The sequence below is a fragment of the Aestuariibaculum lutulentum genome (assembly GCF_032926325.1).
Lineage (GTDB): Bacteria > Bacteroidota > Bacteroidia > Flavobacteriales > Flavobacteriaceae > Aestuariibaculum > Aestuariibaculum lutulentum.
This window is the reverse complement of the sequence record NZ_CP136709.1, coordinates 2,992,843-3,006,088: the sequence shown is the minus strand read 5'-3', so window position 1 is coordinate 3,006,088 and position 13,246 is coordinate 2,992,843. Positions and strand designations below refer to the sequence as shown.

General features: G+C 35.3%; 10 protein-coding genes. 7 read left to right on the top strand and 3 right to left on the bottom strand.

The features are described from left to right. Nucleotides 1–16 precede the first annotated feature (16 nt). The 7 genes from R1X58_RS12900 to R1X58_RS12870 all read left to right on the top strand — a co-directional run bounded on the left by R1X58_RS12900 (nucleotide 17) and on the right by R1X58_RS12870 (nucleotide 9,187). Nucleotides 17–3,466 carry a 4Fe-4S binding protein gene (locus tag R1X58_RS12900; protein ID WP_240574553.1) on the top strand — a complete coding sequence of 1,150 codons (3,450 nt, stop codon included), beginning with the start codon at nucleotides 17–19 and terminating at the stop codon, nucleotides 3,464–3,466. A 302-nt stretch (nucleotides 3,467–3,768) separates the two neighbouring features. Then, the gene (locus tag R1X58_RS12895; RefSeq protein WP_240574554.1) at nucleotides 3,769–4,662 is read left to right on the top strand and encodes a c-type cytochrome; all 894 of its coding nucleotides are present in this window, start codon (nucleotides 3,769–3,771) and stop codon (nucleotides 4,660–4,662) included. 2 nt (nucleotides 4,663–4,664) lie between these two features. Next, entirely contained in the window at nucleotides 4,665–5,339 is a 675-nt protein-coding gene (locus R1X58_RS12890) for a Tat (twin-arginine translocation) pathway signal sequence containing protein (protein ID WP_240574555.1), read from the top strand. A gap of 18 nt (nucleotides 5,340–5,357) precedes the next feature. Then, entirely contained in the window at nucleotides 5,358–5,771 is a 414-nt protein-coding gene (locus R1X58_RS12885; RefSeq protein WP_240574556.1) for a DsrE family protein, read from the top strand. A gap of 226 nt (nucleotides 5,772–5,997) precedes the next feature. Continuing rightward, the gene (locus R1X58_RS12880; RefSeq protein ID WP_240574557.1) at nucleotides 5,998–6,963 is read left to right on the top strand and encodes a hypothetical protein; all 966 of its coding nucleotides are present in this window, start codon (nucleotides 5,998–6,000) and stop codon (nucleotides 6,961–6,963) included. A 48-nt stretch (nucleotides 6,964–7,011) separates the two neighbouring features. After that, nucleotides 7,012–8,307 carry a DUF418 domain-containing protein gene (locus R1X58_RS12875; RefSeq protein WP_240574558.1) on the top strand — a complete coding sequence of 432 codons (1,296 nt, stop codon included), beginning with the start codon at nucleotides 7,012–7,014 and terminating at the stop codon, nucleotides 8,305–8,307. A 139-nt stretch (nucleotides 8,308–8,446) separates the two neighbouring features. Continuing rightward, on the top strand, nucleotides 8,447–9,187 hold the full coding sequence (locus tag R1X58_RS12870) for a hypothetical protein (RefSeq protein ID WP_240574559.1): 741 nt from the start codon (nucleotides 8,447–8,449) through the stop codon (nucleotides 9,185–9,187). A gap of 12 nt (nucleotides 9,188–9,199) precedes the next feature. On the opposite strand, the gene R1X58_RS12865 is transcribed toward R1X58_RS12870, so the two are convergent. From R1X58_RS12865 to R1X58_RS12855, 3 genes are all read right to left on the bottom strand, one after another. After that, the gene (locus R1X58_RS12865) at nucleotides 9,200–12,571 is read right to left on the bottom strand and encodes a tetratricopeptide repeat protein (protein WP_240574560.1); all 3,372 of its coding nucleotides are present in this window, start codon (nucleotides 12,569–12,571) and stop codon (nucleotides 9,200–9,202) included. 156 nt (nucleotides 12,572–12,727) lie between these two features. Then, nucleotides 12,728–12,913, bottom strand: coding sequence for a YgaP family membrane protein (locus R1X58_RS12860; RefSeq protein WP_240574561.1), 186 nt, complete (start codon nucleotides 12,911–12,913; stop codon nucleotides 12,728–12,730). A gap of 18 nt (nucleotides 12,914–12,931) precedes the next feature. Beyond that, nucleotides 12,932–13,237: a hypothetical protein gene (locus R1X58_RS12855; RefSeq protein WP_240574562.1), complete on the bottom strand. Its 306-nt coding sequence runs from the start codon at nucleotides 13,235–13,237 to the stop codon at nucleotides 12,932–12,934. Between the last annotated feature and the right edge of the window lie 9 nt (nucleotides 13,238–13,246).

Genomic DNA, 13,246 nt, shown 5'->3' with positions numbered 1-13,246 from the left:
ATTTTTAACCAGCATCATGAAAACTTCAAAATACAGTATCCTAAACGCCAATCAGGCTGTGGCTAAAATCGCCTTCAAAACCAATGAAGTGATGCCTATTTACCCGATTACTCCAGCATCAGAAATGAGCGAACTGGTTGAGCAATGGGCTGCTGAAAACAAAATAAATTATCAAGGTTTAACACCTAGTGTTTATCAAATGCAAAGTGAAGCAGGTGTTGCCGGCGCCATGCATGGTGCCTTAATAACCGGAGCGTTATCATCAACTTTTACAGCCTCACAAGGCTTACTGTTGATGCTACCGAACCTTTATAAAATTGCAGGAGAACTTACCCCTAATGTTATTCATGTTGCCACTAGAAGTATTGCAACTCATGCTTTATCTGTATTTGGAGATCACAGCGATGTTATGGCTGTTAGACAATCCGGCTATGCTATGCTTGCCAGTGCTTCGGTTCAGGAGGCTCATGACTTTGCTCTTATCGCCCAGGTAGCCAGTCTGAAAAGTAGAATACCTTTTATTCATTTTTTTGATGGTTTCAGAACCTCACACGAAATTTCTAAAATTAAAACTAATACCGATGAAATCATTCAGCAACTTACCCCTTCCGAAGCTATTCAAGAACATCGTGATCGTGCTTTAAATACAAATAAACCAACTATCAAAGGAACATCACAAGCTGCCGATGTGTTTTTTCAAAGTCGGGAAGCGACAAATACCACATATAACTCATGTCCCGATATCGTTCAACATACAATGGAAATATTCGAAACCCTAACCGGAAGACCATACAAATTATTCGAATATATCGGACATCCTGAGGCAGAATCAATCATCATATCTATGGCATCTTCAACTGAAACCATTGAAGAAACCATTCAGTATTTAAACCAAAAAGGTGAAAAACTAGGCTTGATTAAAGTGAAATTGTACAGACCTTTTAGCACTAAACATCTTATTGAAGCCTTACCAAAAACTTGCAAATCCGTAGCCGTTTTAGACCGAACCAAAGAACCAGGATCTAACGGTGAACCTTTATATTTAGATGTGTTACAGTCTTTAACTGAAGCATTTCAAACTCATCAAATACCTCATTTACCCCAAGTCATTGGAGGTCGCTATGGCTTATCTTCAAAAGAGTTTACGCCAACCATGGTCAAAGCAATTTTCGATAACCTTAAGGAAAACAGCCCTAAAAATCATTTTACCGTGAGCATTACTGACGATGTAACTCACTTAAGTTTAACCACAAAAGAAAATCTTTATATAAATCAATCTTATCAAGCTATATTTTACGAAACCAAACGCAAATCGCTTGGCGAAAACTTTAAACAGATATTAAAGCTTATCGGTTCAAAAAAACATACGTTCATTCAAGGCTATACAGAGTGTGATTATAAAAAATCGAACTCCAGAAATGTATCACATTTACGAATAGACAACAAACCTATAAAAGCTCCGTACCTAATTGAAAATGCCAACTTTATCGCCACTGATAGCGTAAACTTTATAGAAAACGATATGGTTATAGAAACTCTAAAACCAGGCGGTTTATTATTAGTAAATTCTGATTTAACGACTAAAAACTTCTGGACATCATTATCTCAATCGGTACAAACGAAAATCATTAAAAAATCAATCATTTTAAAGATTGTAAACATTGAAACTATTCAAGATTTAGAAATTACAAGTAACCTTAATGTTTCAGCATTACAAGTTTGTTTTTTGGCGCTAACAAATCAGTGTTTAGATGCCGAAACCATAGCATTGATAAAACAACATATCCAAAAGGTTGATACTTCCGAAGTTATATTAAACTCAGAAAATAGCAATCCATTTTCTAACACCTTTTTAGGAAAACTAATTGCTAACCAGGGGCATTCTATTCCCGTTAGTGCACTACCTTTAGATGGCACCTACCCCACAAACACCTCACAATTCAACTCTATTGAAGCAACATCTTATATACCAGAGTGGAAAACTGATTTATGTACACAATGCGGAGTTTGCAGTATGGCTTGTCCACAAGGGGCTTTACGCATTAAAGTCTTTGACGATATTTATTTAAATCAGACTCCTAAAGGTTTTAAATCTATTAAAGCCACAGAAACAGAATGGGAAATCTATCTTTTAAATTATACTATTCAAATCAATCCTAACCAATGTAACGGCTGCAATAACTGTGTTGATGCCTGTAGCTCAAAAGCTTTAAAATTAACAGATAAACAAGCTAAAACAAATGACGACAACTGGGATTATTTCAATTCTATGCATGAATTTGACCGAACAAAAATTGACACTACAAAAATGAGTCAGCAGCAATTACAGGAACCCTTATTTAAATACCCTATGGGCGTTAAAGGCTGTGGTGAAGCACCTTACTTAAAACTATTATCGCAACTTTACGGCGACCGATTATTAATTGCAAATGCTACGGGTGCCAGTTCTATTTTTGGAGGTGCATTACCAACCACCCCCTGGAGCACAAACAATAATGGACAAGGTCCTGCCTGGGCAAACTCTCTATTTGAAGATAATGCCGAATTCGGTTTAGGTTATAAATTATCTATTGACCAACAGTTAGCACAAGCCAGACAACTTTTAAAACAATTGTCTCCCGAATTACCTTTAAAACTGGTTTACGATATTTTAAATAATAAACAAACCAATGGAAAGGAAATACACAATCAGAGAACTTATGTGAACCAGCTAAAAACAATTTTAAAAACAATTGAAACTAATAAACACAAACAACTCTATAATTTAGCAGATAATTTTATTAAAAAAAGCATCTGGATTGTTGGTGGTGATGGCTGGGCTTACGATATAGGATTCAGTGGTATCGACCATGTATTGGCTTCTGGTAAAAATGTAAATATTCTGGTTTTAGATAATGAAGTTTATGATAATACTGGTGGACAAGCCTCTAAAGCCACTCCTTTTGGTGCCGAAGCTAAATTTACTTTTAATGGCAATAAAAAACAAAAAAAGGATTTAGGTTTAATGGCTGTGAACTATGGCAATGTTTATGTAGCATCAATTGCTATTGGGGCAAATCCGAAACAAACTTTAAAAGCCTTTAATGAAGCAGAAAGTTTTAATGGACCATCAATTATCATTGCTTACTGTCATAGCGAGTCACATGGTATCGACATGACTAAACCCAGTCAATATCACAAAGCAGCAGTACAATCCGGACAATGGCTGCTTTACCGTCATGACCCAAGACGTCTAAAATATAGTCAACCACCTCTACAACTAGATTCTAAAGCACCAAGTATTAAGATTACAGACTATCTGAAACTGGAACAACGATTTTCAAAACTATTCAAAGATGATAATCATTCAGCTGAAAAAGCACTGGTAACTTATCAAAATCACATTAATAATAAATTTAAAACATACCTAAACATATCGCAACCCAACAATCTGATAAACAACAAAATAACTTATACTAACAACTAAACTTATTTTTTTGTAATTTTAAGTAAGATTTTTACTCAACACCCTAATTTACAGATTGCAGCAAACCATTATTCTTTGGTTTATTTCGGTCACATTTACCTTACCTACCTGTTTGCCCCTTTCTATAGAAAACCTTAACTACTGCTTATTTTTTTTAAACCCTAACAATGCATAATCAACCCATTAAAATAATAAATAAAATAGGTAGACTAATCGTTATATGCTTTAGTGTTATTGTCGTTTTATCCATCTTTTTGGTTCTCATACTTTTCGATGTTATCACGCTAAACACTCCTAAACAGATGCCTAACATCTATTACATGAATTATGATGTGGCGTCATTGAACGATTCCGAAGCTAATACTATAATTAAATACGGATACGAATTATTCAACGAGACGCCTAAATACATTGGTCCCGATAACGGAAACCCCAATATGGCTTATCAGGGAAATCGCTTAGCCTGTAAAAATTGTCATCTCAACTCAGGAACAAAACCCTATTCGGCTCCCTTAATAGGCATCATTCAGCGCTTTCCACAGTTTAGAGGACGAGAAAATAAAATAGGCACCATTGAAGAACGTATTAATGGATGCATGGAACGGAGTATGAACGGCCATATGCTTCCAGCAGATAGTCAAGAAATGAAAGCTATCGTAAAATATCTGGAATACCTGAGCCGATATGCCCCGAAAGATGGTAATATTGAAGGTCAGGGGTTTGTAAAACTAAAAATACCTAATCGTCCTGTGAATTTAGCTCATGGAAAGATCGTCTTTGAAAACAATTGTGCCGTATGCCATACCAGTAGCGGTTTAGGTGTTAAAGATAGTAACGGATTCACCTATGAATATCCACCTCTTTGGGGAGAAGATTCGTATAATCATGGCGCAGGAATGGCTAGAGTAATTACTTCTGCCCAGTTTATAAAAGCCAATATGCCTTTCGGAACCACCTATGATGCTCCTGTTTTAACCGATGAGGAAGCTTACGATGTTGCTGGATATGTAAACATGCAGCAACGCCCGTTAAAATCAAATCCTGAAAAAGATTTCCCCGATTTAAAAAAGAAACCCGTCTCTACCCCTTACCCGCCTTACGCCGATATTTTTTCAACTGAACAGCACCAGATAGGTCCATTTCAACCTATTATGGAATACTACAAAAAAACCTATAACATTACTAAAACCAAATAATTATGAAAACAACAAACAACACTAGACGACAATTTTTAGGCGCACTTGCCTTAGGAGCAACAGCCAGTACTATTTCGGTATTAACGAATCCGATTTACGCCAGTACCACTATTTTTGACGAATCAAAAATGAATGAAACTTACGATTGGTTCGACCAAATTAAAGGAACTCATCGTGTAGTTTATGATGGTTCAACGCCTCACTACGGATTGCCGATACTCTGGAACTGGGCCTTCTATTTAACAAATAATGAAACTGGCTCACCTGATACCGATATTACAGCCATGACTGTTTTACGCCATAGTGGACTATGTCTGGCACTTAACGATGAAATCTGGAAAAAATACAAACTAGGTGAAATTTTCAATGTAAAAGATCACACAAAAGAATTTGCTGTTAGAAATCCATTCTACGAACCACAGGATGGCGATTACCCAATAAACGGTCCTGGTGGACTAAAAAGTTTAGACGAACGTGGCGCCATGTTTTGTGCATGCGATTTGGCAACTAAAGTTTATAGCGGCAAAGTAGCCGAAAAAATGGGCTTAGATCCAACTAAAGTATATCAGGAATGGGTAAATGGTATGTTACCAAACGTTAAGCTTGTTCCATCAGGAGTTTGGGCTCTTGAAAGAGCGCAAGCACATCAATGTGCCTATATCTTCGCTGGTGAATAATATTAAAACGTAATAAAAATGAAAACAGTAATCAGCTGTATCTGGGCATGCCTGCTCTCTTTGATTGTCATCGCTCAGGAAAAACCCGTAAAAATAGTATTCGATGTTACCAGTGGCGATACCAAAGTACATCAAGCCGCTGTTCGGCATGTTAAAGCCATGTCTGAAGCCTATCCGAATTCACAATTCGAAGTGGTGATGTACAGCGGCGCTATGGATATGGTTTTAAAAGACAAATCGGTAGTCGCCGATGATGTTGCCAAACTGGTTCAAAAAGACAATATCGACTTTGTCATTTGTCAGGGCACCATGAAACGTCATAATACCAAAGACGAAGATCTTATTAAAGGCGTCAAACAAGTACCCGACGGTATTCTGGAAATTGTATCTAAGCAAAAAGAAGGTTGGGGTTACATAAAAGAAAGTCAGTAAATTCCTTTTATAACCCATAAAAAACCGCTTTATCAAGCGGTTTTTTTTAAACACACCATCAGCGATATATCATTAATAATCAATAAATTAATTTATCACTCCCTGTAATTTTATTGAAGAAAATTACCTATATTTAACATATTGATTCTTAGCAAGAACACTGAAATCATCCCTGATTTATAATAGCGTATTCTGTTTTCTAAATTTTATAAAACAAAACACTATTATGATTTTAAAATTCAAACTTTCAAAACACATTATCTTAATTACTCTCAGTTTGCTTTTAATAGTATCCTGTAAAAAGGAGACAAGTAAAAACAACAATCACATTAAAGAATCTAATTTAAAGTCTTTAGATGAAAATATTGTGAACGTAACCACAAACGTGATGGACTTTATAATACCAGATACTCTTCTATCAGGATGGACTACATTTCGTTACAACAATAAATCGACAGAAACCCACTTTTTTATCTTAGAAAAATTACCCAACGGCGTCAATTTAGAAACTTACAAAAACGAACTTGTTCCACCTTTTAAATCAGCCTTTTCAGCATTAATTAAAAATGATTTTGAAGCCGCCATGAAAGCTCTTGAACAAACTCCTAAATGGTGGTATGATGTTAAATTTTATGGAGGTGTTGGTTTACTATCTCCCAAAAGCCAGGCTGAAACAACGCTATTCCTTGATCCGGGAACATACGCTATGGAATGTTATATTCGTATGCCTGATGGCATGCCTCATGCGTTTTACGGCATGCTTAAAGAAATTACTGTTACCAAAGAAAAAAGTAATGCTAAAATACCTGAGGCACAATATAATATTATCGTGTCAAGTGAAACAGGAATCACATTTCAAGATTCTTTAAAAGCCGGAAATTATCAGTTGAGTGTTCATTTTAAAGACCAAAAACGTTATGAAACCTTTCTTGGGCATGATGTGAATCTGGTTAAAATTGAAAATGATACACTTATTCCAATTCTTAATAAATGGATTAATGCTGGAGATATCACATCTCTTAGATCTCCTGCGCCTTCAGGATTAACCTTTTTAGGTGGTGTTGAAGACTTAGAAGCGGGCGAAACAGGATTTTTTCAGGTTTTTCTGGATAAAGGACACTATGTCCTTATCTCAGAAATACCAAACGCCTTAGAAAGAAACATGTTTAAGGCTTTCACCGTATACAATTAACCCTTCCTATTTATAAAATGCTTTTTCCAAAAACCTAAAAACCGCCATATGACCACAAATGAACAAAACTTATCCCCTTTAAAACCTACAGACCGAATTCAATCTCTAGATATTATGAGGGGCATTGTCCTTCTGGGAATTCTTATTATGAATATTAACGGTATGGGACTTGCACGAGCCTATGCAGACCCTACCATTTCTGGTGGTTATACTAGTTGGGATTTAACAACCTGGATTATTGCTAACATGTTTTTTGAAGGTACCATGCGCGCTTTGTTTTCGCTACTTTTTGGTGTAGGCATGTATATTCTGTTAGATCGCTTAGAAAAGAAAGGTGCAGGGATTAAAGCAGCAAATATTTATTTCCGACGATTATTATGGTTATTGGTTTTTGGATTGATTCATGCCTACTTATTACTCTGGTTTGGAGAGATTCTGTATAATTATGCGTTGATGGGCTTTTTAGTTTTCTCCTTTAGATACATAAATCCTAAAACACTAATTGCAATTGCTGCATTTTTAATTATCGCTGGAACAACCTGGGATTACTTCGATATTAAATCGGATTTAGAATTTGCTGAACAAGCAAAAATAGCAAATCAATACAAATCTGAAGGAAAAGAATTAACCGACGATTTAAAAGAAGCTTCAAAAAAATGGGAAGCCATGCAAAAGAAAAGAACTCCGGCCTCAATTGAAGAATATAATGAAAATATGCGCAAGGGTTATTTTTCGGTAGTCGCATTTTTAGCGCCATTTAACACTAAATTTAATGAACATGATTCGTATCGTTATGATTTATGGGATGTGTTAAGTATGATGCTTTTAGGCATTGCTTTATTTAAATTAAATATTCTTTCGGCTGAAAAATCTTTTAAGTTTTATAGCGTAATGGCACTCATCTGTTATGCCATTGGATTATCCATAAATTACCATGAAACCAAACTGATATTAGATAACAACTTCTCTTATTCAGCCTTTGCCAAATCATTTTACACCTATCAACTAGGACGCGTAGCCACATCTCTGGGACATGTAGCTCTTATAATGATATTTTGTAAGCTACCTATATTAAGATGGCTAAAAACAAGTCTTTCGGCGGTAGGCAAAATGGCTTTAACTAATTATGTTATGCATTCGGTTTTTGCTATGTTTATATTTACCGGGGTTGGTTTGGGGTTATTTGGAACATTGCAGCGTCATGAACTTATGTATATTGTTTTTGCAATATGGATATTTCAACTCATTGTCAGTCCGATTTGGCTAAAATATTACCAGTTTGGTCCTTTGGAATGGCTATGGCGAAACCTGAGTTACTTAAAACGTCATCCATTAAAGAAATAATCTTGAAACTTCTTTTGATTTTCAACCATTTGATAAATACTTTATAATCAATAACATACATTAAGGTTTGTTATAAATAAAAATACATAACCTTATAAAACCATTTTATTTTACGTAACTTACTAGAAATAAACAGGTCATGCCACGGAAAAAGAAAGATCCAAACGTCGAGAACATTGATAATCCTAGACGAGATGTCATAAAAACATTAGGTCTCGGACTTAGTCTGGCAGCGCTTCCTGCTTTTATTTCTGCTAAATCTGTTGAGATTTCATCAGAGGCTTTAGATCATGGGGAATCTATCATTCCTCTCGAGGAGCGTGATTTAGTTGAAATGCAAAAATTTATTGAAGACTGTATTACTGCTAATAAAGATTCTAATCCTCAGGAAGCAGTAAAAGAAGTTTTAGCCAAAGAAGTTTCAAACACTTCTCAAATGTTAAAGGCTATAGGACACCCTACCGAAGCAGGACTTAAAGTTTTTCTTCGCTCTAAAGATTTAACCATTTTTGCCGCTTCATGGACACCACAAATGAACCTCATGCCGCACAACCATCTGATGTGGGCCAACATTGCTATTTACACCGGTCGTGAAGATAATATCTTATGGAAACGCACTGCAAAAGGATTAGAGGCCAACAAGGCTAAGTGCCTGTTCGAAGGCGATGTGGCTATGCTTAATGCAAATGCTATTCATTCGGTAACCAATCCGTTAAAGCGATTTACTGGCGGAATACATATTTATGGCGGCGACTTCTTTGCTACTGAACGCAGTCAATGGGATCCGGAAACACTTGACGAAGAACCATCTAATGGCGACGTTATTAAAAATATTTTCAAAGAAGCCAATGAACAATTGCGCAACATGAAGAAACATTAAATGTTTTTAATCTTATTTATCAGGTATTGCATTAACATAATCCCAATCTTCGGGAGCACCTGAAAGGGTATATTCTGCCGATTTGGTTAAAAAATATTTTGCCACCAAATCGGTTGGATGCATCGCCAATACACTATCGAACGCAACTGAAGATTTAGGAAATTCCTTTGCAAAAAAATGAGTCATTCCCCTTTCGAATTGCTCCATAGTTTTGCGTTTCAATGCAATGCTTTCGTCCTTATCACCATCAAAACATTCATAAATCCCCATGGTATTATACTTTCCTTTCACCCTAACTTTACCTAAATATCTAAAATTAAAATCTTCTTTATTACTTATTTTCGCCAGACTACTATCGCTGATAATAATTTTTGCTCCATAATATTTTGTTACGCCTTCCATTCTTGAAGCGGTATTTACTGTATCGGCAATAATCGCTGTATCATTTCGGTAAACATCCCCAATAATACCCATAACAAGCTCGCCGGTATGCAAGCCCATACCAACTGAAATGGGTCTAAATCCCTCAGAAACTCTTCGTTTATTGTATTCTATAATTACCTTTTGCATATCGATAGTGGCCTGTAACGCATGAGCCGCATTTTCTGGAAAAAGCGCCATAATACCATCACCTAAATATTGATTTACAAAACCTTTATTCTTTTTAATTAAAGGTCCCATGCGTCCAACATAAGCATTCACAAATTTAAAATTTTGTTCCGGCGTCATACTCTCTGACAGACTCGTATAATCTCGAATATCGGTAAATAAAACAGTGACGTGCTTTTCAATATGATCGCCCAAAACCACATCGGTAATGGCTTCTCGCCCTACAGATTTTAAAAATTCGGCTGGCACAAATCGACTTGTAGCTTTATGAATTCCATTTAAATTAACATGTGTTCTAATTCGACTAAGCAATTCATTTTTAGAAAATGGTTTGGTTAAATAATCGTTGGCGCCTACATTAAAACCAGCAACTAAATCGCTCACTCTGTTTTTAGCTGTAAGTAAAACAATGGGCAACTCGCTAGCGGAAAAGTCTTTTCTAATCATTTCACAAACCTCATACCCGGAAAGATTCGGCATCATAATATCAAGGAGAATCAAGTTAAAACTTTCAGTTTTCATTAAATTTAACGCCTCTTTGCCACTACCAGCTTCAACAACCGAGTACCCGGCTACGGTTAAGTGATTTTCTAAAACCCGACGATTTATAGGTTCATCGTCTACCACTAAAATCTTAATATCTTTGTTTTCCGAAGGCAAGACTTCTACCTTGCTATCTTCTCTATCTGCTTTAATTTTCTGAACCTTATCGTTTGATGCTACTCTTTTTATAATCGCTACATCCTTTCTATCTGTTTCACTTAAAGACAAAGTAAACGTAAACGTTGATCCTTCTCCAACTTTAGATTCTACGTTAATAGTACCGCCATGTAACTCTACCAACTGTCTGGTCACCGACAAGCCTAGTCCAGTGCCACCATACTCCCGCTCCACCGATCCATCTACCTGCTCGAAAGACTTAAAAATGCTTTCAAATTTATCTTCCGGAATACCAATACCAGTATCGGAAACAGAAATTTTTATTTTGTTTTCTTCCTGATGCGCCTTGACCTGAACCGTGCCTTTTTCGGTGAATTTTATGGCATTCCCTATTAAATTATAAAGTATTTGCTGAATACGATTTTCATCAGCCTCAACCAAATGAATATCTTTAGGAACAGAATTAATGAGCTGAAGCGATTTCCCTTTGATTAAACTTTCTGACACCTTCAAAACCAAATCTGTAATAGCATATAAATCGACCGGATGAACAGACAATTGTAAGTCGTTGTTTTTCAACTTTGAAAAATCTAAAATATCATTAACCAGATTCGATAAACGCTTGCCACTATTAACAATCATATCGAGATTCTCGATAGCTTTTAACGACATGGGGCCAGCTGCACCATCTTTTAAAGATTCTGACAAGCCTATTATCCCATTTAAAGGGGTTCGCAGTTCGTGTGAGGTATTGGCTAAAAACTGGTCTTTTAACTGATCGACCTGTTTTAATCTTGTAACAACTTCTCGCTCTTGTTTTAACTTAATACTTTTACGTCTGGAGCGCCAGTAAATAAAACCAATAAGCAGCAATCCAATGGTAGTAAACACCACTAAATTGGATTTGTTGCGTTGTTTACTAATACTTTCGGCATACTGTAATTCCTGCTCCGCCTTTTGTTTGTTAAATGCAATACTATCTGCCAGCTTTTCACGCTCAAACTGGTATTCCATTTCCTGACGTGTAATTTCCTGAGCCTTTTCATTATTGAATAATGAATCTTTTGCGACAATAGATTGCTTATAATATGATAATGCCTTACTATAGTTTCCCAGATTTTGCCATGCGTTACTTAAACACTCACATGCCTCCTTTTCAACCAAAAGCATTTTGGTTGCCTTTGCTAATTCTAAGCTTTTCTGACAATCTAAACGGGCTTTTTCAAATTGGTTTAAACCCATATAAGCATTTCCTCTGGTTAGGTATATACTCACCAATCCATCACTATCATTAATTTCATTTTTAATCTGAATTCCCTTATTTAAATATTCCAGAGATGTTTTAAAATCGCCTTTTAAGTTATTCAACTCTCCTATATTTTCGTAAGCACGACTTAAAGATATTTTATTATCTAATTCTTCAGATAGCTCAATACATATTTGAAAGTTCTCAAAAGCTTCATCGAATTGTCTCAAACTATTATGAACCAAACCAATGTTATTATAAGCATGAATTAAGGCACCCTTATCGCCAATTTTCTTTTTCAGATTTAAACTGTAGGTATAGTATTCTAAAGCTTTTTCATTATTATTCTGCCTGAAAAACACATTTCCTAAATTGTTAGTCAGCCGTGCTAAATTTGAAGTATCATTAGATTTTTCAGCTATTTTCAACCCTTTTAATTCATTATCGATAGCTTTGGTGAAATCGCCTAATTCATAGTATATAGATCCTATATTATTATAAGTAGTCGATAAAGCTTTAACATCACCTAATGCTTCAAGGATATTGTGGCTCATTATAAAATACCTTAACGCCTCTTGAAAATTACCTTGATATGCATAGGTGTTTCCTATAAATCGCAGTGTGGTAGCCTCCCAGTTCTTATTTTGTTTTTGATTGGAAAACTCTAATAATGAATTTGCATAATGGCGGGCACTATCCAAATCTTTTCTGAATAATAACATGAAAGCATCAAGCCCCGACTCAAACCTTAAAGAATCTGATATTTTATCGTTTTGAAAAGCAGCTTGTAAACTGTCTAATTTAGTCGATTGACTAAAAGAAACAGCAAAAGAAAGAAGTAATACAATTCTAAAATAATTGCATTTCATTGAAATTTAAGGTTTGGCTGATTACCCTATAAAGTTAACAGTTAATATCTTACAGTGAAAATATTTTTTCACAAGAAATAACCTTAACACATTAATAACTTAAACAACATCAATTTTGAGAACCAACCAAACCTTGTTCAATTTCAAATAAAAACATTAATCTTTAACACCTAATTTCTCTAAAATGGTATCCATTAAACACCATTTGGTTAAAGAGGATTGTAATAAATTAGCGCCTACAAATGCCGTAAACCACAACCAGTTTTGATTGACATAAATCGCTAATAATAAACTTACCAGAATAAAGGTTCCGGCAATACCACGTACTATTCTATTTTTCATTTTTACCTATTTTAATTCTTATATAAATCGTTCTATTGGAAGCACAATAGCCCTAATTGGATTATTGGTTTCCATATGACTATTAAATTCTTTAATTCCCTTAAACAAAGCATCAATACGATCTTCTTCTGTGAAAGAAAAAAACATATTAGACTCATTACCTTTGGATTCTCCGGCAAACCAGTTTGAAGCCACTATTAAAGGGTTGGTTGTTTTATAGCCGTCAATATCCGACTCACTAAAATTTTCTATTTGCGCTTTTTTGAACAGTTTTATAATATCATTATGAAACTCCTCTACTGCTGTTACTATTACTAATTTCATGGTCTGTAA